We start from the raw sequence: 26205 nt of genomic DNA, 5'->3' as shown, positions 1-26205 counted from the left end.
GGGCCTGCTCTGCCTCTGCTTTGCGGCGAATATCCCACAGAAAGGCACCCGGGATCAAGCCTGATGCAGGTGCCTGTCTGCGCCGCTTCGCCCTCCCGTATCCGGGTACCTCAGCGGTGCAAAGGCACCCGGATACGGGACAGAGCTTTGGGCGCGGCTGGCGTCTGGGTGGAAAAACAGGCTCTATCAGGCGCAACCCGTGCATGGGTGCCGCAATTCCCGCGAATCGGTGCCCGATCTCCTGCAAACGGATCCCCTTTGTCCCGGAGACTGGTGCCCTTGCTCCTGTATCCGGGTCCCCAAAGACCGTCAAGCCACTGCAATCAAATATATTCTCAGCCACAAAGATTCTAAAGTCTGATAAGAATCTTAACCTTTGTCCGCTGCATTCTGACCCAATCAGAGACGAATACTGCCTGAAATCCGCTTCGGTGATTCCCTTATGGTCCGCCATGTGCGATATTCGCGGCCAGAGCATAGAAAAATACGCACATCAGGTCAGGTACATGGTCCAGACAGGCAAAACCCCTCCGCCCCCCTATCTCAACATCGATCCGGCCGAAGCCGCAAAAAAGCTCTCGGACGGTATCAACACCGCACGATTCGCAAAAGCCGCGACTTTCGCCGCCAAGGGCCGCGACGATCTCGCCCGGCGCGGCTATGCCCCGGACGGGCGCAAACACCTGCGCAAGTTCTCGACATGGGAGGTGTGCCGCTACCTGATTCCCGTCGCCACCGCGCATTTCCGCCGGGTGCTCAAGACCCACGAGGATCTGCCGCAGGGCACCGGCGATGGCGGCACCAAGTGGTTCACGCTGGACGAGGTGATGCGCCTGCGCGCGCATTTCGCCACCGAAGGCGTCGCCACCCGCGAATACCGGCCCTACCGGCCCAAGGGGGTGCCGGCCAAGGTGCTGGCGGTGGCCAATTTCAAGGGCGGCGTCGGCAAGACCTCGACCGCCGCGCATCTGGCGATGTCCGCCGCGCTGGACGGCTATCGCGTGCTGGTGATCGACCTGGACAGCCAGGGGTCGATGACCTCGATCATGGGCGGGCAGGTTGCGGATGAATGGATGACCGCCTTTCCGCTGCTGGCCAAACACTATGCGCTGCATCTGCAATCGGAAAACGCCGTCCGTGCCGCCGCCGGTCAGCCGCCGCTGCCGCTGGACGAGACCCTCACCGAGGCGCTGACCTTCGAGGCGCGGCAGGTGATCCAGCCGACGCACTGGCCCAACATCGACCTGATCGGCGCCCAGCTCAACCTCTACTGGGCCGAGTTCCAGGTGCCGGTCTGGCGGATGCAGTCGGGCAACTGGCCGCTCTGGGATGCGTTGACCGGGTTTCTCGACAGCGAACGCCTGCTGGACGAATATGACATCATCATCCTCGATACCCCGCCTGCCCTCGGCTATCTCACCATCAACGCCTTGGCGGCGGCCGACATCCTGCTGGTGCCGCTGGGGGCGTCGTTCCTCGAGTTCGACAGCACGGGGCGGTTCTTTGACATGCTCTATTCCACCTTCGCCAGCATCGAAGATGGCGAAAATGCCTCGCGCCGCCGCGATGGCCTGCCGGAAATGCGCTTTGAATGGGATGCGGTGCGGGCGCTGATCACCCGCTTTGACGCGGCGCAGCAAACCGATCTGGCCAATGTGATCCAGGCCTATTTCGGGGACTTCATGACCACTTACCGACAGGATTTCACCGCCATGGTCGGACAGGCCGGCGAACAGGTGAGCGGCATCTACGAGGCCGATTACCGCGGCTTCAACCGCGACACCTATGTGCGGGGCCGCGAGACGTTCGACCGCACCTGGGCCGAGGTCAAGGAGATCCTGCTGGGCATCTGGTGGCGCGATGCCCAGATGGCCGAAACCGACGCGCAGAAGGAGGCATGACATGGCCCGCCGCCGCAAGCTAGAGACCCCCAGCGCCGAGGCGCTCGAGCAGCTCGAATCCGAGTTTCGCCGCGAAACCCCCACCCGCTCGGCGATGGCGCCGATTGCCCAGGTGGCCGCCGATGCGGCCCAGTCGGCGCCGGTGGCGGATCCTGCAACCCGGGCGCGTCAGGCCCGCGATACGGCGGATGCCGAGACCCTGCGCGCTGCCCGCGACAAGGGGCTGGTGATGCTGGAACTGCCGCTGGCCGCGATCGCCACCGACTCGCTGATCCGCGACCGCGCGGTGATCGGCGAGGCCGAGATGGAAGAACTGCGCCTGTCCATCGCCGCCAACGGGCTGCGTCTGCCGATCGAAGTCTACGAGCTTGCCGATTCCGAGGGCGAGCTGCGCTATGCCCTGCTCTCGGGCTATCGCCGCCTGCTGGCGGTGCGGGGTCTGCACGCCCGGACTGGCGACCCGGGATATGCCACGATCCGCGCCGTGCTGCGGGCGCCGCGCGACATCTCGGACGGGTTCATCGCCATGGTCGAGGAAAACGAGATCCGCGCCAACCTCAGCCATTTCGAACGCGGCCGCATCGCGGCGATCGCCGCCCACAACGGCGCCTTTGCCTCGGTCAGCGAGGCGGTTGACGCGCTGTTCTTTGCCGCCTCCAAGTCAAAACGCTCAAAGGTGCGCAGCTTTGCCCAGATCTTCGAGGAAATCGGCGATCTTCTCAGCTTTCCCGAGGCGCTGACCGAACGCCAGGGCCTGCGCCTGGCCAATGCGCTGCGGGCGGATGCAGGGCAGGCGCTGCGGGCCGCCCTGGCCGAAGGTCAGGGCAGTGATCCGGTCGGCGAATGGGCGGTGCTGGAGCGGATCATCGCCACCACCGAAGAGCAACCGCGCGACCGCGCCCGGGGGGGACGGCCCCGGGCCGAACCCAAGGGGCCTGCCCGGATCGAGACAAGCTCGGGCGTGGTGCTGCGGCGGATCTCGGACAGCCAGGGCTATTTGATTCGCCTCGAGGGCCGCCGCGTCGATGCCGATATGGTCGATGCCATCATGGCGGAGATCCAGCGTCTGCTGGAACCCTGAACCCGGTTTCGCGGCGAAACCCACGGCAAAGACCACCGGCCGTGCGGGTCCGGGACACACAACCGTCAGGATACGAACCCGCCCCGAGAAAATCCTTGCATTGAAGGGATTGACGCGCCTAGCCTGACGTAAGGGAGGCCGGAGAATACCGGTGTCTTTTCGGGTTTTTCAGGTGCGCGATTTAAAATCTTTACGGGATGGAGCCGACCGCATGGTGATCGGAACAAGTCAGCCAGAACGCGCTTTCCCGCGACTTCGCCTCATGGTGACAGCCCTGTTTGTGACCAGCCTGGCCTTCAGCGGCGGCGTCATGGCCCAAACCGCCAGTTCCGTCACCCCGCCGAGCTTTCAGCCGCAGTTGCAGCGCCTTGACGGTGCCGTGGTGTTTTCCGGGGCAACCGGAGCCAAGGCGCCAGCCGGGGCCGAGCAGATCGGCATCACCCTGTCCGGGGTGCGGCTCGAAGATGGATTGCCGCAGATGGCGACGGCGAATGCCGCGCTGGAAACCCGTCTGACCCGCGGGCGGATTCCGGTGTCGGAACTGTTCGACGCCGTTGCCGATCTCGAGTCAGCCTATGCCGATGCCGGCTTTGTGCTGGCGCGGGTGGTGCTGCCGCAGCAGAGCCTGCGCGACGGTGGGGTGCTGCGCGTCACGGTTGTAAACGGCTTTGTCGAAACCGTCGATGCCTCTGCCCTGCCGGCCAATGTCCGCGCCCGGGTGCAGGAGCTGACACGGCCACTGGTCAACGACCAGGGGGTGACCCTGTCGGACCTCGAACGGCAGCTTTTGCTGGCGGGGGACACGGCGGGTGTGGCGCTGGGATCGGCGCTCACCGCAGGCCAGCAGCCCGGCGGCACCGTGGTGATGCTGGACGGAGAATTCCGCACCGTCACCGGCTTTGTCGGCGTCGACAACCTGGCCTCGGAAGAACTGGGAACATATGTGCTCAACGCCGGGGTCGAACTGAACAGCCCGCTGGGGCTGGGCGAGTCGTTCTACGGTCGGCTCTCGGCCTCGCCGGAACTGCTGTTTGACGAGGATCCCCGCTACCGGATCTTTGCCGTCGGTGCGGTGGTGCCGCTGGGCGCCTCGGGTCTGAGCCTCAATGTCGAGCTGACCACCAGCGACACCACACCCGATGACAAGACCGCGCCGACCCGGTCGAATTTTGACCGGCAGTCGGTGCGGCTGATCTATCCCTGGGTGCGGTCGCGGCAGTTCAACCTGACCACGCAGTTCGCGCTGGACCTGCAGCAGGATGAACAGGACCTGATCTTTGGCGGCACCCGCACGCCGATCTACGAAGACCGGATTTCGGTGCTGCGTGCCAGCGCCAGCGCCAGCTATGTGCACGAGGACAACGCCCTGTCCGAAGGCACGGCGGTGCTGTCGCAGGGCATCGACGCCTTTGATTCCCGCAGCGCCGCGGATGCGGCCGGGTCCACGCCACTGTCGCGCCAGGGGGCGGACAGCGATTTTACCAAGCTGTCGCTGTCCGGCTTTCACCAGCGGTCGCTGTCCGAACGGGTGATCCTGTCACTGTCGGGGCGGGTGCAGACGTCGTTTGGTGACGCTCTGCTCACCTCGGAACAGATCACCATTGCCGGGGCGCGCGACCTCTCGGCCTTTGATTCCGGAGACCTGCGCGGCGACAGCGGCTGGCGGGTGCGCGGAGAACTAACGATGCAGCAGCCGGTGGATTTTTCCGGTGTGCCGCTTGTGCTGAGCCCCTATGTTTTTGCCGGTGCCGGCGGGGTGAAGATTGAACGGCCTACCGCGGTCGAACACAGCTACGAAGCGGCAACGTCATACGGCATCGGCATGGATATTATTTCACAAACAAATTCCAGATTTCGGTCCAGTTCCGTGCGGGCCGAACTTGCCAGGGGAGAGAGGGATCATGGCTCGGATGAGACACGATTCAGCATTTCAGGAAATTTCCGTTTCTGAGAGAACAGCGACCCGACTCCGGTATGACGGCCTGATATTAGGGGCCTGGATCCTGCTGCTGCCGATGGCAGCCTTTTCAGACGTGACCCTGCCCACAGGCGCCAGCGTGGCGCAGGGCACGGTGGATGTCGGCGCGCCGGTGGCGGGCAGCCTGATCATCCAGCAGCACAGCGACCGCGCCGTGGTGAACTGGGACAGCTTTTCGATCGGGCAGGGCGGGCATGTCGGGTTTCAGCAGCCGGGCACCGGTTCCGCCATCCTGAACCGGGTGACGGGGGCCGAAGACAGTCGCATTCACGGCAGCCTGACGGCCAACGGACAGGTGTTCGTGGTCAACCCGAACGGCATCTTCATCGGACGCAATGGCACGGTCTCGGCCGGGGGCGGGTTTGTCGCCTCGACCCTCGACACCCGGGATTCCGACTTCATGGCCGGCAAGCTGCGCTTCGAGGGCAATGGCGCCGCCGCGCCGGTCGAGAATGCCGGCACGGTGCGGATCGGGCGCGGCGGCTATGCGGCGCTGATGGGGGGGCGGGTCAGCAATTCCGGGCGGGTGACGGTGCCGCTGGGGCGGATCGGGTTCGCCGCGGGCGAGCTGGTGACGCTTGACCTGTCGGGCGACCAGTTCCTGCAGGTGGCCATTCCCTCAGCCTCCGACGATGCAGAGATGCGGGCGCTGATCGAGAATTCGGGCCGGGTGTCGGCCGAGGGCGGGCTGATCGAGATGCGGGCCGCCACGGCCCGGGATGCCGCCCGGCGGGCGATCAATCTGAGCGGTGTCGCCGAGGCACGGTCGGTGTCGGTGCGCAACGGCGCCATCATTCTGGGCGGCGGGGCAGGGGGCACGGTGCAGGTCACCGGCCGCGTCACCACCCAGGCCCGGGCGCCACGTCCACAGCCGCAGCGCGCCCGCATTCAGGTGGAGACCTCGCTGCGCCCGCAACTGCGGCCGAACGGCGGCGACATCACCATCACCGGCGCGCAGATCCTGCTCGACGGGGCGGATATCGACGCCAGCGGCGCGTCCGGCGGGCAGATCCGCATCGGTGGCGACTATCAGGGCGCCGGTTCCCTGCAGACGGCGCAGCGGCTGAGCGTGGACCTGTCCAGCCGGATCAGCGCCAATGCCACCGGCGAGGGCGACGGCGGGCGGATCATCCTGTGGTCAGACCTGTATACAGAATTTGACGGCGAGATCGCGGCGCGCGGCGGCGAGACCGGCGGCGATGGCGGTTTTGTCGAAGTGTCGGGCCGCCAGATGCTGGACTTTACCGGCCGGGTCGACACCCGCGCGCCCGAAGGCGCGGCGGGCACCCTGCTGCTTGACCCTGTCGATGTCACCATCCAGGAGCCGTTGCCGACCACCCCGCGGTTCGAGAACGGCAATGATTTTGAACCCGACGGATCGCTGAGCTGCTGTTTCCCCACAGCGGTGATCAACGTCAACGATCTCGAGGCCAACCTCGCGATGGGCAATGTCACGGTGCGCACCGGCGCGCCGGGGGATGGTCTGGGCGGCAACGGCGACATCACCGTCGCGGCGCAGATCGACTGGCTGACGGCGAACATGCTGACATTCGAATCCAACCGCGACATTGCTGTCAACGCCCCGGTCAACGGCGCCAGCGGCAGCTTTGTGCTGACCGCGCCGGGCAGCGTGTCGCTGAACAGTGGCGGCGATGTCACGGTGGCCAGTTTCTCGGCCACGGCCACCAACCTGTTCGTCAACGGCGCCGCCGTGACCGAGACCGGCGGCGGCGGCACGGTCGACGTGCAGAACTTCTCGATGGATGCGGTGTTCGGCAGCCGTGACGGCAGCTGGCAGCAAAATGCCCCGGTGCTGTCGGCGTTTTCGGCGGCGAATTTCACCCTGTCGGACCAGTCGACCTTTCTGCGCGCGGCGGGGGGCGATGGCACGCTGGCCAATCCCTACCAGCTGACCGACATCTACGGGGTGCAGGGGATTGATTCACAGAGCCTGCTGGATCAGAACTTTGTGCTGGCAAACCCCATCGACGCCACCGGTACGGCACTGTGGAATGCCAACAGCGAAGGCCCGACCGGGTTTGATCCGATCATTGGTCTGGCGACCCCCTTTTCCGGCACATTGGACGGGCAGGGCAACACAATCGACGGGTTGTTCATCGACCGGGGCCAGCGTTCATCGTCGTCACTGGCCAATGCCGGGCTGTTCGATTCCACCAACGGTGCCACTGTTTCCAACCTGAACCTGAGCAACGTGAACATTCAGGGCGGCTTTGAAACCGGCGCGCTGGTTGGCAGTGCCTCGAATTCGACCTTTGATACCATCAGCGTCACGGGCACCGTCGGGGACGGGTTCAACGAGGTGAATTCGATTGGCGGACTCGTCGGTGACCTGTTCCAGAGCGACCTGATTGATTCGAGCTTTACCGGCACTGTGACCTCGGAAAACCCGAGTACGATCTCTCAGTATGTCGGCGGGCTGGTCGGCAGCACCTTTGACGGCGCGATCACCGGCAGCAGCTTTGCCGGCACCGTCACGTCAAACGGCGGGCCGGGCAGCAGCAGCACCCGGGCCGTGGGCGGCGTCGTCGGCAGCAACCTCGGGCTGGTCGCGGACAGCACCTCCACCGGTACGATCCTGGTGACCGGCACCGGTGATACCCGCGTCGGCGGGCTCGCGGGCCGGGCACTGACCACCGACCCGATTTCCGATTCCGCCAGCTTCATGGACATCTTCGTCACGATGACGGGGAGCGAGCGGATCTTTGTCGGCGGGCTTGTCGGGCACAACCAGAGCGCGGTTCTGGATTCCTTTGCGGCGGGCAACATCGACGTCACCACGGGCGGGGCGCCGGTGGTGGGCGGTTTGCTGGGCTATACCCTGAACTATGCGCTGACCGAGCCGATCTTCAACGTGCAGGCGCTGGGCGATGTCGATGTGACCTCGACCGCGTTCACGGCGCCGGGTGAACCGGGCCGGGTCGGCGGGCTGGTGGGTGAAAACATCGGCCCGATAAGTCAGGGCAGGGCGGACGGCAACGTCTTTGTCAGCACCGCGGGGGCGCAGATCGACACCGGCGGCTTTGCCGGGGCGAACCTGCTGGCCAGCGATTCCAGCGGCCGGGCCGGAACCATCAGCGAGTCGGTTTCCACCGCCGCGGTGATCGTCGACGCCGCCGATGGCGACGATCTGAGCATCGGTGGCTTTGTCGGGGACAACCGTAACAGCATCACTGATTCCTATGCCGATGGCCCGGTGGCGTTCACCGAGACGGTCGCGGGCTTTCCGTCATCGACCAGCGACGCCTATGTCGGCGGCTTTGCCGGCACCAACCAGGGCGACATCGCGCGCACGGCGGCCTATGGTCCGGTGGACGCGTCGTCGGGCGGAATTACCCTGTCGGTGGGCGGGCACACCGGTCTGAACCTGAACGGCACCATCAGCGACAGCTATGTGCTGGACACCTCGGTCAGCGGCACCACCGATGGGCTGCAGGCGGTGGGCGGCTTTGCCGGGGCCACCTCGGGCGGAACGATTTCGCAGGTCTTCAGCAATGCGCTGGTGTCGGCCTCCGGGACGGGAACGGCGCTGACCGGCGGTCTGATCGGTGTGAACGGTGATGCCAGCCTGGTGCCGCCGCTGCCCGAGACCGCGCTGACCGGCGGCTTCTGGGATCTGGACACCTCGGGGCAGGCCGACGGCGGGGCGGCAGCCTATGGCACGGGACTGAGCACCGCCGAATTTCAGGACACCGAAGGTTTCCGCGCCACGGCGATGGCCGGTGGCTGGAGCTTTTCCACCGTCTGGGCGCCGGGCGCCCCGGGCAACTATCCGGCGCTCTACAGCATCGACCCGGTGGTCTTTGCCCTGCCGGATCCGATCACCCTGACCTATGGCACCACCGGCAGTGCAAGTGTGACCGGAACCGTGTTCGGCGGGCCGGGGTCCTATGTCTTTGGCCCGACGGGCGATACGCTGGACACCTCGACGGCGTTCGACGCGCCGGTGTTTTCGGATTTCACCGTCGGCACCCAAAGCGTGACGGTGTCGCTGGGCACGCTGACCAGCGCGCTGGGACAGCCGTACCGCGCCGTCACCGGCAGCGCCGACGCCGAGATCACCCCGGCGCCGCTGACGATCACGCCGGACGACCAGTCCAAGACCTACGGCGATCTGTTCACCTTTGCCGGCACCGAGTTCACGTCGAGCGGGCTGCTGTTCGCCGACAGCGTCGGCAGCGTGACCCTGGCCAGCGACGGCGCCGCCGCGACGGCGGGGGTGGGGCTGTCACCCTATGACATCACCGCCACGGCGGCGCTGGGCAGCGGGCTGGGCAACTACGCCATCACCTACGGCACCGGCAGCCTGGCGGTGACGCCGCTGCCGCGCGAGGTGCAGGTGGACGACCAGAGCAAGGTCTACGGCACCGCCTTTGCCTTTGCGGGCACCGAGTTCGCCGACCCCGGACTGCTGTTCTCGGACGTGCTGACGCGGCTGGACCTCTCCAGCGCCGGGGCGGTGGACAGCGCCACGGTGGTGGACGGCCCCTATGCGATCTCGGGCACGGTGGCGGCGGGCAGCGGGCTGGAGAACTACGACCTTGTGGTGCTGGACGGCACGATGGCGGTGACGCCGGCGCCGCTGACGATCACGCCGGACGACCAGTCCAAGCTGTTCGGCGATCTGTTCACCTTTGGCGGGACTGAATTTTCCGCCGACGGGCTGGTTTTGACGGATGCGGTGACCGGGGTGACCCTGACCAGCGACGGCGCCGCGGCCACCGCGGCGGTGGCCGGCAGCCCCTATCTTATCTTCGCTGACAACGCGCAGGGCAGCGGGCTGGCGAATTACGACATCCGCTACGGCACCGGAGCGCTGAGCGTGGGCCGCAGCCAGCAGGTCAACGAGGCGCCGCTGACGCGGTCGATCGAGGCGCTGCCGCCGAATGCAACCGACGACATCCAGCTGGTTCTGGCGCTGACCGGCGAGGCGGCGGTGGATGACGCCCGCGACACCCTGGCGCTGGTGCAGTCGCTGGCCGGGACGCTGGAAATCGCGGCGGATGCCTGCGCCGAGAACCTGGCCGATGCCGATCGCTACCTGGCCTGTCTGTCTGACGCGCTGGACGATTTCGCCAATGAACTGGATGCGATTTCGACCGACCTGCCGCCGGGCATGGAAAACGTCGCGCGGATCGTGCGCGATGCGAAGATCCGCACCGACCGGGCGCGGGCGCGGGCCAGCTCGCGTCTGGCCGCGGCCAGCAACGAGGCGCAGCGCAGCGAAATCCGCCGCGAGGCCCTGAACGAGGCGCGGGCGGCGATGGGGGCGGCCTCGGCCGAGATCCGCAAGGCAATCAACTTTGCCCGCGCGGACGACCCGGAACTGGCGGCGATCCGCTCGGCCACGGTCAGCACCGTGGCGGCGGCGGTCGACAGTGTCGGGATCAAGCTGGCGCGGGCGGTCGGGCTGTGACGCTGATGCCATGAGACAGGTACTGTGCGGTCTGCTTCTTGTCCTGTCCGTCCTTGTGACGGGCGGGTCGGCGGCGGCACAGAACCGGGTGGCGCTGGTCATCGGCAATTCCGACTACACCCAGTTCAACACGCTGGAGAACCCGCGCAACGACGCATTGGACATTTCGGTCGCGCTGCGCGGGCTGGGGTTTCAGGTGATGCTCGAGATCGACGTCACCAAGGACCGGATGGCGCGGGTGCTGGCAGATTTCGCCAGCGCGGCCGAGGGGGCGGACACGGTGCTGTTCTTTTACGCCGGGCATGGCTTTCAGGCCGACGGGCGCAATTATCTGGTGCCTGCCGACGCGGTCATCCGCTCGGCCTCGGATGTGACGAAAGAAACCGACGGGCTTGAACGGGTGCTGGATGCGATGCAGCGTTCGAAAGGGGTCAAGCTGGTGTTTCTGGACGCTTGCCGGGACAATCCGTTCGGCGCCGCGCTGGAGCAGGAGTCGCGTGTGGGCAAGGGGCTGGCGCGGGTCGGGACAGAGGCGGATTTCATGTTCGTCTATGCCACGCAGCCGGACAATGTGGCCTATGACGGCACCGGGCGGAACAGCTTTTTCACCGAGGCGCTGCTGCACCACATCTACACCCCGGGGCAGGACATCCAGCAGATGATGATCGGTGTGCGGCGGGATGTGCGGGCGGCGACCGGTGGCAGGCAGATCCCCTTTGAAAACTCCTCGCTCACCCGGCAGTTCCGCTTTGACGACGGGCCGCAGTCGATTTCCGAGGAAAGTCTGTTGTACCAGCTGGCGGTGAATGCCGGCGATCCGCAACTGCTGTCGCTGTATGTCGACCGATACCCGGGGGGTGCGCATGTGGACGAGGCGGTGGCGCATCTGCGGACCGGCACCCGGACCCGGGCGCTGAACCTTGCCGACGACGCCGACCGGCTGTGGGAACTGGCGCGGCGCAGCCGGATGCGGCCACTGATGGAGGTGTATCTGGAACGGTATCCGGACGGCGCTCATGTCGACGAGGCGCAGCAACTGCTCGAGTCGATCCCGCGCCCCGAGGATGCGCTGCCCGGGTCGATCTGCCAGCGGCTGGCCACCCATCCGCGCGATGCGACGGCGGACAATTCCGGGGTGCCGTTCGAGCTGTTGCAGGCCAACGCGCTGAACGCGGTGCGCGCCTGCAGTGCGGCGGTGTCGCAGTCACCGGATCTGCCGCACTACGCGGCATTGCTGGCGCGCGCGACCTGGGCTGCGGGCGACACGCGGCAGGCGGTGCGCCTGTACAAGGACGCGGCAGCGCGCGGCGACCTGCGCGCCATGGTCAGCCTGGCGCAACTGTACGAAACCGGCACCGGGGTCGATCCGGATCCGGCGCGGGCGATGGAGCTGAACCGCACCGCGGCCGAAGGGGGCAGTCTTGATGCGATGATCAACCTTGCGGTCACGATGCTGGAAGGCGGCGGCGACAGCACCGATGCCATCGCCCTGATGAAACGCGCGGCGGCTGAGGGGTCGGCCACTGCCAGGTACAACCTTGGGGTTCTGGCGCAGGACGGCCAGGTCGACAGCCCGGCGGATGCGTTGAAATATTTCACCGATGCCGCCCACGACGGCGCGCCCGGGGCCTATCTGGCGGCGGCGATCCTGCTGGACGAGGGGCGTGGCGTGGCGCGGGATCCCGGGCAGGCGGCGAACATGCTGTTGCGCGGCGCCGCCGAAGACAGCGGAGAGATCCTGCGCAGGCTGACCGAATCCGCCGACCAGTGGTCGCGGGACACCATCGCGGCGACGCAGGAACGGCTGAAGGCCGCAGGATATTATACCAGCACGGTCGACGGGCTGCCGGGGCAGAACTTTTCCGCGGCGCTGGCGCAGTGGCGCAACGGCGGATTCGTGGCCAGAGTGCTGGTGAACTGAGCGTGGCCGGGGTGGGGCAAGGCTTGATTTCAACGTCGAAAGCAACTATCTAGCTATCTGGCTAGACAGGAGGTTTTGATGCTCACATTGCAGGACGCAAAGAACCGGTTCAGCGCGGTTGTCGAAGCAGCGCTGAGCGGACGCCCGCAGGAGGTGTCGCGGCGCGGCAAGCCGGCCGTGGTGGTGGTTGCGGCGGAGGAATATGCCCGGCTGGTGCGGATCGCCGCCGCGCGGCGGGAAAGCTTTGCCGATCACCTGCTGGCCTTTCCCGGCGCCGCGCCGGACGATGGTTCGCCACGCGCGCAGGTCCGGCCGCGCGACGTCGAGTTTTGATCTACATCCTCGACACCAATGTTGTCTCGGCGGTGCGGCGGGCCGGGCGGGCGCCGCAGGTTGCAGGCTGGCTGGCCCAGCGGTCCGAGGCCGAACTGTTCCTCAGCACCATCACCCTGGGCGAGATCGAGCGCGGCATCCGGTTGCAGGAACCGCAGAACCCGGACTTTGCCCGCGATCTGCGGCACTGGCTGGAACGCACGATTGCGGTGTTCAGCGACCGGCTGATCGACTTCACCGCCCGGGACGCGCTGGTCTGGGGCGAGCTGTCGGCCCGGTTGGGGCATTCCGGCGCCGACCTCATGATAGCCGCCCAGGCGCTGAGCCGCGATGCCACGGTGGTGACGCGCAATGCCGCGGATTTCGCGCCAACCGGCGTGCAGGTATTTGATCCGTTCCGCACCGAACCGGGGTGACGCCCGCCGCCACGGGGCAGGCTTTCCTTTGTCGGGGGCGGGGCATAGGTTCGGGGCAGCACTTACACCGATTTCAGGCCCATCGCACAGGACTGCACATGATTGATCTATATACCTGGACCACGCCGAACGGACGCAAGGTGTCCATCCTGCTGGAAGAACTGGGCGTGCCCTATACCGTCAAGCCGATCGACATTTCCAGGGACGAGCAGTTTGCGCCCGACTTCCTGAAGATTGCCCCGAACAACCGGATTCCCGCCATCGTCGATCATGACACCGGCCTGCATCTGATGGAGTCCGGCGCGATCATGTTATACCTCGCGCGGAAATACGACCGCTTTCAGGTCACCGGCGATGAGTACTGGCACATGGTCGAATGGCTGATGTGGCAGATGGGTGGTCTGGGGCCGATGCTGGGCCAGGTGCATCATTTCGTGAAATACAACGCCGGAAAATCCGCCTACGCCGAGGAACGCTACAGCAAGGAAGCGCAGCGCCTGTACCGGGTGCTGAACACCCGTCTCGAGGGGCGCGACTACGTGGTCGGGGAAGGCAAGGGCACCTACACCATTGCAGACATGGCGATCTGGCCGTGGATTTCACGCCACGACTGGCAGGGCATCGACCTGGCCGAGTTTCCGAATATCCGGGCCTGGTACCGCCGGATCCTCGAGCGGCCGGCGGTTCAGAGCGGTTATCATGTTCCCAAATATGTGCAGGACATTCCGGGCGCCTGAGCGTCCGGAGGCACGCAAACCGCCCGGGGCTTGTGGCACATCGCATAATTCGCATTATGTAATATAGATCGGTGCAGCGTCGCCCCCGAAATCCGGGGCCGCTAGGCGTCGGGAAAAAACCCGCTTGCGGCAGACAGGTTCGGAGCCCGGCGCAACCGGTCGAGGTCCGGTCTGCCCGGTGCAAGATCCGGCAGGCCGGAAATCACCGCTTCGAGTTCGGCGGCGACGGCTAGGAGGGTGGCATCGTCGTGACGCCGCCCGACGATCTGCAGCCCGAAGGGCAGGCCGTTGCTGTCGCGTCCGCAGGGAATCGTGATCGCCGGATGCCCGGGGATGGTCGCGGCATAGGCCAGACCCAGCCAGTGGTAATAGCTGTGCGTCGGCGCGCCGTCGATGGCGGTCGGGAACATCTCGTGCCAATCGCGCGGCGTGACCGTCACCGCCGGTGACATCACGATGTCGCAACTGTCGAAAAAGGTCTGCCAGCGGCGGTGGTAGGCGCCCTGCATCTCGAGCGCCTGGGCCACGTCGGCCGCGCTGTAGCGGCGGCCTTCGGCAACATTCCCGGTGACGTTCGCGCCGACAAGTGCCGGGGTTTCGTCGACAAACCGCGCATGGGTGGCCAGAAACATCACCGCCCGCAGCACGGCAAAGATGCGGTCGGCGCCGCTGCAATCCGGGGCGCGTTCCGTGACCGGCCCAAGAAAGGGTTGCAGCGCGGCAAGCGCGGTCCGGAACAGGCTGCGCGTCGCCGATTCCACCGGGGCAAAGCCGAAGTCTTCGGTCACGCCGATGCGCAGGGCACCAAGGTCGCAGCGATGCAACCGGGCGAACCCGGACGGATCCCAGGGCGTGCGCCCGTCGATCACCGTCGTGAACGGGTCGCGCCGGTCCGGGCTGGCCATGACCGACAGCATCAGCCCGCAATCCGCCACGGTGCGCGCCATCGGCCCGGATGTCGACTGCGGCAGCAAACCGGTCGCCCGCGCGGCGCCCGGAACCACACCGGGGCTGGGCCGGAATCCGACAACGCCGCAATAGGCCGCCGGGGTGCGCAGCGATCCGCCAAGGTCCGAGCCAGAGGCCAGCGGCGCATATCCGCAGGCCAGCGCCACCGCCGAGCCGCCCGAAGATCCGCCGCAGCTCCGGCGCGGGTCATGGGGGTTCGCCGTTGTGCCATAGACCCGGTTGCGGGTGTTGGCGCCGGCGCTCCATTCCGGGTTGTTGGTCTTGCCCAGCGGCAAGGCCCCCGCCGCGCGCAGCCCGGCCACAAGCGGATCGTCCTGTGCGGGCACATTGTCGCGGAAGATCTCTGATCCGAAGGTGGTGGGCAGTCCGGCAACGTCGTTCATGTCCTTGATCGCAACCGGCAGGCCGTGCAGCGCGCCCAGCGGCTTGCCCGCGGCCTGCCGGGCGTCGGCGGCTTTGGCCCCGGCGCGCAGCGCGTCGAAATCGCGCGCCACCACGGCATTCACCGCGTGATCCAGCGTCTCGACCCGGCTGATGCAGGCCTCGGCCAGCTCGACGGCGGACAATTGGCGGCGGGCGATCAGGCGGCGCGCCTCGGTGGCGCTCAGATCGGCGGGGTCGGTGGCGTAGGACATCAACGGCTCCTGTCGGGTCATGCGGGTTCGGCGACGGCGTCGCCCCAGGCGGTCATCACTTCGGTGGCGCCGTACCGGTCCGCGCCATGCTGCAACACCCCTGCCGGGCAGGCAAAAGGATAAGGCAGCAGCGACCGGCGGGCCGCGGTCACCGGTGCGACGGTTGCCAGCGCCGTGATCACTTCGGGCGACAGCGCGGCATCGGCAAGGATCTGGGCCCCGCCCGAGACGTCGATGCGCGGCTGGTGAAACGCGGTGTTCAGATCCATGTCGAAATCCGCCAGGAACGACGCGATCTGTGCCACCGCCCCGACGATCTTGCGGCCACCGGAGGCGCCGAGGGCAAAGCTCTTGCCGTTGGCGTGCCCCAGCACCGGACAGACGTTCATCAGGCAGGGTTTGCCCGGGGCCAGCGAATTGGCGCGGCCCTGTTCGGGGTCAAACCACATGATGCCGTTGTTCATCAGGAATCCGGTCGATGGCGACAGGATGCGCGACCCGAAGACCGACAGCAGCGTCTGGGTGTGCGACACCATGTTGCCATCGCGGTCAACGACGGAAAAATGGGTGGTACAGCCGGGGGCCGCGGCTGTTTCGCCGTCATGCCCCATGGTCGCCAGCCGGTCCCCGTACGCCCTGCGCAGGGCGCGGGCATAGGCGGGATAGGCGGCCTCCGGGCTGGGCAGATCCTCTGTCGCCAGGTGCTGCAGCGCGCGGGCAAAGGTTGGCCCGGCGGTCAGCCCCGGCATGACCTGAAACAGGGCGTCGCGGTAGGGCACCGACAGAGCGGTCTGGAACTGTGCCCGGTTTGCGGCCAGGTCGTCCGAGGTCAGATAGCCGCCCTTGTCGCGCACGTCCCGGGCCATGGCCGCCCCCAGATCTCCGCCGTGCAGCGCGTCGGCGCCATCGCGGGCCAGGATGTCCAGGCTGTCCGCCATGCGGCTCTGATCGATGCGGTCTTCGGCCAGCGCGGTCCAGGCAAAGGGGCGCGGCCACTGCCCGTCGACCAGGAACATCGCCGCGGCATGTGGATCGCGGGCCAGGTCCCGGGTGACGCTGGCGATGATCAGCGCCGCGTACCAGTCCACCGCCATGCCCCGTCTGGCGTGGCGGATCGCGGGCGCCAGCAGCTCGTTCCAGGGCAGCCGGCCCCAGCGCGCGTGCGCCGTCGCCAGCCCGTCGACCATGCCCGGCGTGGCCACGGCCCTGGCGCCGGTGACATTGCGGTCCCCGACCACCCGCTGCCAGGGAAACAGGTCTCCGGCGAGACCCTCACCGGACAGCGGAAAATCCGCGATCCGCAGCGCGGCCGGGGCGCGCATGCCAAAGTTCAGCGCCTGCGCCGTGCCGCTGTCGGCGCGCCAGTGCATCGCCGCACCGCCCCCCGCAGGCCCGGACATCCAGGGTTCCAGCACACCGCAGACAAAGCCGCAGGCGACCGCCGCATCAACCGCATCACCGCCGGCGCGCAGCACCTCGGCCCCGGCTTCGGCGGCCTGACGGTGCTGTGCGGCGACAACGCCGCGGTCGGTCCGGACCACGTGCTTGCGGATCTCCATGGAGCGGGACAGGGCGTCGGACATCAGGCCCCCAGACGGCAATATAGGCCGGCGGCAAGGCGGGCGCGTTCGACCAGGCTGTCAACCTCGATATGTTCGTTCAGCGTGTGCAGGCCCTTGCCGCGCACACCGATGGAATCCAGCGTCGGCAGGCCGAGGAAGCCGGTGAAATTGCCGTCGGACCCGCCCCCCGCCGAGGCGCCGGTCATCTCGAAACCGATCTGAGCGGAAATGTCCTGCGCCAGGGCCAGCATCGCCATGGTGCCGGGCTGGTCCGGCTCCCAGACCGGGCGGGTGACGCCGCGCCGGACCTCCATCACCACTTCACCTTCGTCGCTGTTGAGCGCCAGCATCCGCGCCACGCCCGCGTCCAGCAGCTCCTGGGTCTTGGCCATCGACAGCACCTCGGCATCGCAGACCGACGAGACGCAGTTGACCCATTGCCCGGCGTGGAAGACTCCGACCGAAAAGGTGCAGTCGTCGCTGGTCATGTCCTCGATCAGAGCCACGGATCTGGCCATCTCGGCGATGGCCGAGCGGCCGTCCCTGAGCGCCCAGCCGGCATGGCTGGGTTTGCCGCGGGTCTGCAGGTTGAACCGGGCAATGGCGTAACGGCCGATCACCGCGCCGCCGTCCGGGCGGGCGGGTTCCGGCACCAGGATATATTTGTGCCGCCTGGCCTCGGCTTCGATCAGCGTCCGGGTCGAGGGGGTGCCGATCTCTTCGTCCGGGGTGAAGAGCACGGTGACCGGCAGCGGGGTTTCGATCCCCGCCGCCAGCAGCTTGCGCAGGGCGTCGAGATACACATAGTTGCCGCCCTTCATGTCCATCAACCCCGGTCCGAAACAGATGTCCCCTTCGCGGCGGAACGGCAGTTTCGCCAGCGTGCCCACCGGGTGCACGGTGTCGAGATGTCCCAGCAGCAGGATTCCGCCCTGCCCGGCCCTGGGGTGCGGCATCGTCGCGCGCAGGCTGTCCCCCAGCCCCATGCGGCCCGGAATGCGTTCGACCCGCGCCCCGAGCGCCGCCATCTCGTGCTGCACCAGGTCCATCATCCGGTTGACGGCGGCGGCGTCGAAGGTCGGGCTTTCGGTTTCGATCCAGGGCTTCAGCCCGGCGAGCATTTCCTCGGTGTCAAACGGCAGGTCTGGCGGGGTGGTCATCTGCGGGCTCCTGTCCCGGCGGCGGCGCGGGGCGGCCGGGGGTCTTTTGAGTATTTGGAAAGAGAAGAAGCGGGACGGCGCGCGCGCTGCCTCAGGCGGGGGCCTTTGGCAGGCGGGTTTCGACGATGCGGGCGTAGATCGAAGCGCCCACCGGCAGGATGGCGTCGTCAAGAACGAATCCGGGGTTGTGCAGCGGCACGCCGCCGGCGTGGCCGACCCGGCAGTAGGCCCCGGGCACCAGCTTGAGCATGTCGGCAAAGTCTTCCGAGCCGGTGGCCTGCTCGGTCGATTGTGACGCCATCGCGGGGCCGACCACCTCTGCCGCCGCTGCCACATAGGCCGTGCTCAGTTCGGGATCGTTCATCAGCACGTCGAAGACATTGCGCAGATCGACGGTGATTTCGACACCATAGGCCAGTGCCATGCCGGCGCAGAGTTCGCGGATACGGGTTTCGGCCATCTCCGACACCTCGTCGTGGAAATAGCGCAGGGTGCCCGAGATCGTGGCGCTGTCGGGCACCACGTTGTAGGCGGAGCCGGCATGGAACCTGGTCACCGACAGCACCACCGGCCGGGTCGGCGGGGTGTTGCGGGACACCACGCTTTGCAGTTGCTGGACCAGCGCGGTGCCGATCACGATGGGGTCCCTTGACTGATGCGGCATGGCGGCGTGGCTGCCGGTGCCGTTGAGGGTGATGTCAAAGAACGACGCCCCCGCCATCGCCGGGCCGGGGGTGACGCGGACCACGCCGGGGTCGGAATTGGGATCGTTGTGCATGCCGTAGATTTCGTCGCAGGGGAACCTGTCGAACAGCCCTTCGGCGATCATCCGGCGGGCGCCCCCCAGGCCCTCTTCGGCGGGCTGGAAGATCAGCACCACGGTGCCGTCGAAATCCCGGGTTGCGGCCAGATAGCGCGCCGCCCCCAGCAGCATGGTGGTGTGGCCGTCGTGGCCGCAGGCATGCATCCGCCCGGGATGGGTCGAGGCGTAGGCCACGCCGGAGGTTTCGACGATCGGCAGCGCGTCCATGTCGGCCCGCAGACCGACGCGGCGGTTGCCGCCGCCCTGCCCGCGGATCAGGCCGACCACGCCGGTGCCGCCGATGCCTTCGTGCACCTCGTCGACACCATAGGCGCGCAGTTCCCGGGCGACGATGCCCGCGGTGCGGACCTCTTCGAAGCCCAGTTCCGGGTGGGCGTGGAAATCCTGCCGGAGGGTGGTGAGATCGGTGGCAAAAGCCGCGATTTCCGGAAGAATGCTCATGCGGTGGCTCCTTGTCTGGCGGGCGCGTGGTCGAGCGCGCGGAAATTGGCAAAGTCCCAGAGACGGCCGGGGGCCGCCTCGATCAGAGTTCGGGTATATGTGTGGGCCGGATCGGACAGGACCGCGGCGGCGGGGCCCTGTTCGACGACCCGGCCCTTCTGCATCACCAGCACCTCGTCACAGATCTGCGCCGCGACCCGCAGGTCGTGGGTAATGAACAGCATCGCCACGCCGAATTTTTCCTGGATGTCGTCCAGCAGGTCCAGCACCTGGGCCTGAACGCTCACGTCCAGCGCCGACACCGCCTCGTCCGCGACCAGAAGGTCGGGTTTCATCGCCACCGCGCGGGCGATGGCGATGCGCTGGCGCTGGCCGCCCGAAAACTGGTGCGGATAGCGGTCGAGCGCGTCCCGCGGCAGATCCACAAGCGCCATCAGCTCGGCGGCATGGGACATTGCCGCCTCTCTTGGGGTGCCGAAGTTGACCGGACCCTCGCAAAGGCTGCGCGCCACGGTCCAGCGCGGGTTGAGCGAGCGGTACGGGTCCTGGAACACGATCTGGAAGTGTTTGCGGTGCGGTTGCAGCTGGCGGCGGGACAGATGGGCGATTTCGGTGCCCGCGACGGTGACCTGCCCGGCGGTCGGGTCGATCAGCCGCAGGATGCAGCGCGCCACGGTGGATTTGCCCGAGCCGCTTTCGCCGACGATGCCGAGGGTGCGCCCGGGGGCAATGGCAAAGGAGACATCCTGCGCCGCCTTCACACCTGCGGCCTTGCGGAAGAACCCGCCGCCGCCATAGGTCATGTCCAGCGCCTTGACCGTGATCACGTCCGGTGCCGCCGCCGCACCGCGCGCGGCGCGCGGGGCCAGGTTCGGCACCGCTTGCAGCAGTTTGCGGGTGTAGGTTTCCTGCGGGTTGGTCAGCAGATCGCGGATCGGCGCGCGTTCGACGATCCGGCCGGACTGCATGACGCTGACCGTGTCGGCGATTTCGGCCACCACGCCCATGTCGTGGGTGATGAACAGCACCGCCGTGCCATGGCGGTGCTGCATCTCGGCGATCAGTTTCAGGATCTGCAACTGGGTGGTGACATCCAGCGCCGTCGTCGGCTCGTCCGCGATCAGCAGGTCCGGGTCGAGGATCAGCGCCATGGCGATCATGATGCGCTGGCGCTGCCCCCCCGAAAGCTGGTGCGGAAAGGCGGAATAGATCCGCTGCACGTCGGGCAGATGCACCTGCTCCATCATGTCGATGGTGCGGCTCCTGGCCTCGGATTGCGACAGATCGGTGTGCATGTTCAGCACCTCCTCGATCTGTTCGCCGACCCGCAGCACCGGGTTCAGCGCGGTCATCGGTTCCTGAAAGATCATCGCGATGCGGCGGGCGCGCAGTTCGCGCATCCGCGCCGGTCTGGCGGTGGTGATCTCGATCCCTTCGAGATCGATGGAGCCGCCGGTTGTCTCGAGGGCGCCCCGGGGCAGCAGCCCCATGGCGCAGAGCGAGGTGACGGATTTGCCCGAACCGCTTTCACCGACAAGGCAATGGGTTTCGCCGGCACGGATATCGAGGTCGATGCCGTCCAGCACCGGTGCGGCGCCCGGACGGCCCACCAGACCCACCTTCAGCCCGCGGATTTTCAGCACCGTCCTGGCATTGCCCAGGTCCTTTGAGGTGAATTCCATGGCCTAGCCCTCGCGCTTTTTCATGCGCGGATCCAGCAGATCGCGCGCGGTATCGCCCAGCAGGTTGATCGCCAGGATGCACAGCGACAACAACAGTCCCGGCCAGAAGATCAGCCCCGGCTTGATCTGGAAATATGTCCGCCCCTCGGCCATGATATTGCCCCAGGTCGGGATTTCGGTCGATACCCCGGCCCCGAGAAAGGACAGGATCGCCTCGATCAGGATGGCCGACGCGCAGATATAGGTGCCCTGCACGATCAGCGGCGCAAAGGTGTTGGGCATCAGGTGCTGGATCAGGATCCTGGGCATGGACGAGCCGAGCGCGATGGCGGCCTCGACATAGGGTTCCTCGCGCGCCGAGAGCACGACAGAGCGCACCAGACGCACGACCCGTGGCACCTCGGGGACAGTGATGGCGATGATCACCGACATCAGGCTCGGCCCGTTCAGCGCCACCAGCGCAATCGCCAGCAGGATCGCCGGAATCGCCATGAGGCTGTCCATGATCCGCATGATGATGCTGTCGGCCAGGCGGAAGAACCCGGCCACCAGGCCGATGGCCAGACCGATGGCGACGCTGACCACCGCGGCGCCCACGCCGATCAGCAGGGACACCCGACCGCCGGTCATCACCCGGCTGAAGGTGTCGCGGCCATAGGGGTCGGTGCCCAGCAGATGCTCTGGCGAGGGAGGTTTCAGCCGGGCCATGGCGTTCATCGACAGCGGGTCATACGGCACATAGAGCGGCGCCAGAACCGAGGCGAGCACGATGACCACGAGAATGACGGCGGCAATCATCGGCCCGATGCCGATCCGCGCGCCCGCGGGCAGTGAAAACAGACCGGTGAGCACCTGAAAGGCACTGTGGCGCGATTGGGGGATCTCTGTCATGTCAGTACCGGATCCTGGGATCGAAGAAGGAATATGAGACGTCGACCAGCAGGTTGACAAAGACGTAGATGCCTGCGGTCAGCAGGATCATCGCCTGGATCACCGGATAGTCGCGCGCCAGGATGGCATCGACGGTGAGCCGTCCGATGCCGGGGATGTTGAACACCGACTCGGTCACCACCACCCCGGAAATCAGCAGGGCGAATCCGGTGCCGATGATGGTCAGGATCGGCACCGCGGCATTGCGCAGTGCATGGCGGAACAGCACGACGTTTTCGCGCACGCCCTTGGCGCGGGCGGTGCGGATGTAATCCTCGCCCAGCACCTCGAGCATCGAGGCGCGGGTCATGCGGGCAATCAGTGCGATATAGATTGTCGCCAGTGTCAGCGAGGGCAGGATCGCGCGGCTGAAGAAGGCGCCGAAGCCGTCGCCGGGCGACTTGTAGCCCTGCACCGGCACCCAGCGCAGTTCGATCGCGAAGATCTGGATCAGGATATAGCCGATGACGAACACCGGCACCGAAAAGCCCAGCACCGAGAAGGACATCACCAGGAAATCGACCCAGGTGCGGTGACGCCAGGCGGCGATCACGCCCATCGGCACCGCCAGCGCGACCGAGATGGTGATGGTCATCAGCGCGATGTTGATCGTCGGCCCCAGCCGGTCCGCCAGCATGCCCGCGACCGAGGTGTTGGACAGCAGCGACACGCCGAGATCGCCCCGCAGCAACTGGCCCATCCAGGTGAAGAACTGCGTGAGCAGGGGGTCGTTCAGACCCAGCCGGTCGCGGATCCGTTCCAGCTGGGCCGGCGTCGCGGCATCGCCGGCGAGGATCGCCGCCGGATCGCCCGGGGTCAGACGCAGCAGCAGGAACACAAAGATCGCGACGATCAGCATCACCGGGATCGTGGCCAGCACGCGTTTCAGGATGTAGACGAACATGCTCGGGTTTCCTTGGCTTGAAACGGTGCGGATCAGCGCGCAGCCGCGGGGTGGAGAGCGCGGCGGGCGCGCCCTCCGGAGCGGTTCATTCCGCCGCTTTGGTCATGTTCCAGAACACCGGAACCGGCGACGGGATCATGTTCTGGATGGTGTTCCGGCGCGCCTGCGGGATGATGTATTCCCCCATCATGATGTAATTGACGTTGTCCATCACGTGTTGCTGGATCTTCACGGCGATCTCTTTCTGCGACGCCGGGTTTTCTGCCGACACAAAGGCCGCGCGCAGCTCTTCGATCTCGGGATCGGTGGGCCAGCCGAACCAGGCGTCGTCGCCGCGGCCGTTGACCATGACGTTGATCAGCGGGTCGGACACCTCGGGCACCATCCAGTTGGTGAAGAACATGTTCCAGCCGCCTTCGGCGACCGGGCTTTGCTGGGCGCGGCGTTGCACGACAGACTGCCAGTCCATGGATTGCATGTCGACCTCGAAGCCCGCTTCGCGCAGCGCCTGCGCCGCGACAACCGGCTGGTTGATCAGGCTGATCACATCCGTGGGCGCCATGAGCACGATGGGCGTGCCGTCGTAGCCTGCTTCGGCCAGCAGCGCCTTGGCCTTTTCGATGTTGGCACCGCCGGTCAGGTCTTCGGATCCGCTGGCGTCGCCCAGCGGGGTCGCGCAGCCAAAGATCGCGCCGCAGACCGAATAGTATTCCGGATCGCCCTGCATCGTGGCCAGCATGGATTCCTGATCCAGCGCCGCCATCGCCGACTGGCGCACCAGCTTGTTGTCAAACGGAGGGTGCAGGTGGTTCGGTCGGCCGATGGTCACATAACCCAGCGCATCGCGCTTTTCGACAGTGACATCCGGGTTGCCGGTGATGATCGGCATCAGGTCGATCTGCACCTGTTCCAGATAGTCGATTTCGCCCGCCGACAGCGCGTTCAGCGCCGTCAGGGCATCCGGCATCGTGGTCCAGACCACCTTGTCGACATTCACCACCTTGCCGCCCGCCATCCACGAGGCCGGCTCGTCGCGCGGCACGTAGTCGTCGAACTTGTCATAGGTGACGTTCACGCCGGGCTCGTATTCGGCTTCGTTGAAGACAAACGGACCCGAGCCGACGTATTCGGTGATCGTCTCGTCCGACGAGGTCGCGGCGACCCGGGCAGGCATGATGAACGGCGGCACCGCCGACTGTTTGGAAATCACATCCAGCAGCGGCGCAAAGGGTTCGCTCAGGGTCCAGACCACGGTCTTGTCGTCCGGAGCCTCGAGGCTGGTGGTGACGTCAAAGATCAGCTGGCCGCCGGAGTCGCGCTTGCCCCAGCGCTGCAGCGAAGCGACGGCATCGGCGCCGGTCACCGGTGCGCCATCATGGAACCTGAGGCCGTCGCGCAGGGTAAAGGTGTAGGTCAGCCCGTCCTCGGACATCTCCCAGCTGGCCATCTGCGGCTGCGGCGCAAAGTTTTCGTCCACCGCCGTCAGCACGTCATAGATCATGTAGCCGTGGTCACGGGTGATGTGGGCGGTGGTGATCACCGGGTCCAGAACCCGCAGGCCCGAGTGCATCACCGCGGTGATGGTGGTTTCGCCGTCCTGGGCGGCCAGCGCACCGGGCGCCAGCAGGGCCGTGCCGGTCAGCAGCGCCGCGGCCAGGCCACGGGTCTGTTTCAAGGCGGATCTCAAAGTCAGCATGTGGATTTCCCATGTTGGTTGTCGGTGTGATGATATTGGACCTCGGCGGCGAGACCGCCGGGATCGGGGCGCGCCACGGTGGCACGCAAGGCCGCGAAGACGGGGCCGCAGGGCGACAGCCGCAGCCCCGGACGCAACCGGGTGAACGGCAGTTCGGCCGGATCGAACGGCATCGGGCCGGGCGCGCGGGCAACAAGGATGGCGCGCGCCACCGGCGCGAAATCGGCCCGGAAATGGGTCGAGCTCTTGACCACGAGAATGGCCTGATCCTCGGGACGGACGCCGACAAAGCGAAACATCTCGCGGTCGGCCATCTGCGCGATGCGGCTGGTCACCACGACCCGCACCCCCCCGATCCGCAGACAGGCCGAGGGGCCGAGATCAAGGCGGGTGCCGCCATAGTAGGGTCCGGTGGCGTGCAGTCGGCCCTCTGACAGGGTTTCGACCACCGCCTCCGCGTCGACCGGGGCGTCGCCCGGCAGGCCGGGATGACCGCCGATGCGGAACCGGGCGGAGGCGCCCTGCCCCGCAGCATGTGCCTGCCTGGCGGATTGCGGATCGACGATCAGTCCGATGGCGGCGTTGCGGGCATCGGCGGCGATCAGCGCCCGCAACATTCCGGTGGTGGCGGACACCCCGCCGGCGCCGGGATTGTCCTGGGTGTCGGCAATGACCACCGGCCCCCGGCCCGGCCCGGTTGCAAGTGCGACCGCCCTGGCCACGGCCTCGGGGGCCGAATAGGTGGCGTTGTCAAAAGCTGCCCGCGCCGCTTCGTAGCTGGCGGCGATGGTGTCCGCCGCGTGGTCCGCCGCCGCCTGTGTCGCGGCAAAGGCCACAGCCGACGGACCACAGTCGGGAATATCCGCCGCCGGAAAGCCCATGAACAGCGATGTGGACTGTGCACCGGCCGCGTCCAGTCCGGCGTAGAGCCCCCGCGCCGGAGCCATGTCGGTCGTCTGGAACGGAATCGGCACCAGATAGGACATGCGGCGAAAGGCCTTGGCCGGGCGACGGCCCGTGGTCATCATCTTGTGCAGCAGCCGCGCCGCAACCGCGCCGGTGTCGGCCATGTCCACATGCGGATAGGTGCGAAAGCCGACCAGGACATCGACCAGCGACACGAAGTCTGCCGAGATATTGCCGTGCAGGTCCAGCGCCGCCGCAACCGGCACATCCGGGCCGACCACCGCCCGCACCCGGCGGGCAAGCTCGGCCTCGCCGTCATCCAGATGTTCGGCCACCATCGCGCCGTGCAGATCCAGAAAGACGCCGTCCAGAGGCCCGGCGGCCCGCAGTCCCTGGACGATTTCGCCGGCGATCTGTTCGAACGCGTCGCGGGTCACCTGCGCCGACGGGATCGCCCCGGCCCAAAGCAGCGGCACCGTGTCCCAGCCCAGCTCTTGCGCCACGCGCAGCGCCCCCGACATCCCCAGGTTCACCCGCTCGAAGGCGGCCACCATCGCGGCCCCCCGCACCATGGGCACATACCCGCCGCCAAAGCGGAACGCCGCCAGATCCGCCGGAACCGGCGCAAAGGTGTTCGTTTCATGGAGAAAGCCGGCCAGGGCTACGCGCACTATGGGATCCTTCGGGTTTTGATCT

General features: G+C 66.9%; 17 protein-coding genes. 8 read left to right on the top strand and 9 right to left on the bottom strand.

Going from position 1 to position 26205, the window contains the following annotated elements; genetic code table 11:
* Positions 1 to 506: 506 nt before the first annotated feature.
* The 8 genes from FOY53_RS16780 to FOY53_RS16745 all read left to right on the top strand — a co-directional run bounded on the left by FOY53_RS16780 (position 507) and on the right by FOY53_RS16745 (position 13801).
* On the top strand, positions 507 to 1901 hold the full coding sequence (locus FOY53_RS16780) for an AAA family ATPase (RefSeq protein ID WP_146590996.1): 1395 nt from the start codon (positions 507 to 509) through the stop codon (positions 1899 to 1901).
* Between the two features lies 1 nt (position 1902).
* Positions 1903 to 2982 carry a ParB/RepB/Spo0J family partition protein gene (locus FOY53_RS16775; RefSeq protein WP_146590994.1) on the top strand — a complete coding sequence of 360 codons (1080 nt, stop codon included), beginning with the start codon at positions 1903 to 1905 and terminating at the stop codon, positions 2980 to 2982.
* Positions 2983 to 3244: 262 nt separating this feature from the next.
* Positions 3245 to 4933 (top strand): ShlB/FhaC/HecB family hemolysin secretion/activation protein, encoded by a 1689-nt coding sequence (locus FOY53_RS16770; protein ID WP_186766647.1) that lies wholly within the window; start codon positions 3245 to 3247, stop codon positions 4931 to 4933.
* 64 nt (positions 4934 to 4997) lie between these two features.
* Positions 4998 to 10394 carry a beta strand repeat-containing protein gene (locus FOY53_RS16765; RefSeq protein ID WP_186766644.1) on the top strand — a complete coding sequence of 1799 codons (5397 nt, stop codon included), beginning with the start codon at positions 4998 to 5000 and terminating at the stop codon, positions 10392 to 10394.
* A 10-nt stretch (positions 10395 to 10404) separates the two neighbouring features.
* Entirely contained in the window at positions 10405 to 12315 is a 1911-nt protein-coding gene (locus FOY53_RS16760; protein WP_146590987.1) for a caspase family protein, read from the top strand.
* 78 nt (positions 12316 to 12393) lie between these two features.
* Complete coding sequence (locus tag FOY53_RS16755) at positions 12394 to 12648, top strand: type II toxin-antitoxin system Phd/YefM family antitoxin (protein ID WP_146590985.1); 255 nt, start codon at positions 12394 to 12396, stop codon at positions 12646 to 12648.
* On the top strand, positions 12645 to 13064 hold the full coding sequence (locus FOY53_RS16750) for a type II toxin-antitoxin system VapC family toxin (RefSeq protein ID WP_146590983.1): 420 nt from the start codon (positions 12645 to 12647) through the stop codon (positions 13062 to 13064). The genes FOY53_RS16755 and FOY53_RS16750 overlap by 4 nt, the downstream gene beginning before the upstream one ends.
* Before the next feature lie 98 nt (positions 13065 to 13162).
* Positions 13163 to 13801, top strand: a complete 639-nt coding sequence (locus FOY53_RS16745; RefSeq protein ID WP_146590981.1) for a glutathione S-transferase family protein — start codon at positions 13163 to 13165, stop codon at positions 13799 to 13801.
* A 101-nt stretch (positions 13802 to 13902) separates the two neighbouring features.
* On the opposite strand, the gene FOY53_RS16740 is transcribed toward FOY53_RS16745, so the two are convergent.
* From FOY53_RS16740 to FOY53_RS16700, 9 genes are all read right to left on the bottom strand, one after another.
* Entirely contained in the window at positions 13903 to 15405 is a 1503-nt protein-coding gene (locus FOY53_RS16740) for an amidase (RefSeq protein WP_146590979.1), read from the bottom strand.
* A 17-nt stretch (positions 15406 to 15422) separates the two neighbouring features.
* Complete coding sequence (locus tag FOY53_RS16735; RefSeq protein WP_146590977.1) at positions 15423 to 16988, bottom strand: gamma-glutamyltransferase; 1566 nt, start codon at positions 16986 to 16988, stop codon at positions 15423 to 15425.
* Positions 16988 to 18127 carry a M20/M25/M40 family metallo-hydrolase gene (locus FOY53_RS16730; RefSeq protein WP_146590975.1) on the bottom strand — a complete coding sequence of 380 codons (1140 nt, stop codon included), beginning with the start codon at positions 18125 to 18127 and terminating at the stop codon, positions 16988 to 16990. Before FOY53_RS16730 ends, FOY53_RS16735 begins: the two co-directional genes overlap by 1 nt.
* 91 nt (positions 18128 to 18218) lie before the next feature.
* Positions 18219 to 19391, bottom strand: a complete 1173-nt coding sequence (locus FOY53_RS16725; RefSeq protein ID WP_146590973.1) for a M20 aminoacylase family protein — start codon at positions 19389 to 19391, stop codon at positions 18219 to 18221.
* Entirely contained in the window at positions 19388 to 21073 is a 1686-nt protein-coding gene (locus FOY53_RS16720) for an ABC transporter ATP-binding protein (RefSeq protein WP_146590971.1), read from the bottom strand. Before FOY53_RS16720 ends, FOY53_RS16725 begins: the two co-directional genes overlap by 4 nt.
* 3 nt (positions 21074 to 21076) lie before the next feature.
* Complete coding sequence (locus tag FOY53_RS16715; protein ID WP_146590968.1) at positions 21077 to 21964, bottom strand: ABC transporter permease; 888 nt, start codon at positions 21962 to 21964, stop codon at positions 21077 to 21079.
* Between the two features lies 1 nt (position 21965).
* On the bottom strand, positions 21966 to 22907 hold the full coding sequence (locus FOY53_RS16710; RefSeq protein ID WP_146590966.1) for an ABC transporter permease: 942 nt from the start codon (positions 22905 to 22907) through the stop codon (positions 21966 to 21968).
* A gap of 85 nt (positions 22908 to 22992) precedes the next feature.
* Positions 22993 to 24603, bottom strand: a complete 1611-nt coding sequence (locus tag FOY53_RS16705; protein WP_146590964.1) for an ABC transporter substrate-binding protein — start codon at positions 24601 to 24603, stop codon at positions 22993 to 22995.
* On the bottom strand, positions 24597 to 26180 hold the full coding sequence (locus FOY53_RS16700; RefSeq protein ID WP_146590962.1) for a M81 family metallopeptidase: 1584 nt from the start codon (positions 26178 to 26180) through the stop codon (positions 24597 to 24599). The genes FOY53_RS16705 and FOY53_RS16700 overlap by 7 nt, the downstream gene beginning before the upstream one ends.
* Positions 26181 to 26205 lie beyond the last annotated feature (25 nt).

The sequence above is a fragment of the Puniceibacterium confluentis genome (assembly GCF_007923445.1).
Taxonomy (GTDB): Bacteria; Pseudomonadota; Alphaproteobacteria; order Rhodobacterales; family Rhodobacteraceae; genus Puniceibacterium; species Puniceibacterium confluentis.
Note: the sequence above shows the minus strand (reverse complement) of the source record. Positions and strands in the feature narration are given on the sequence as shown.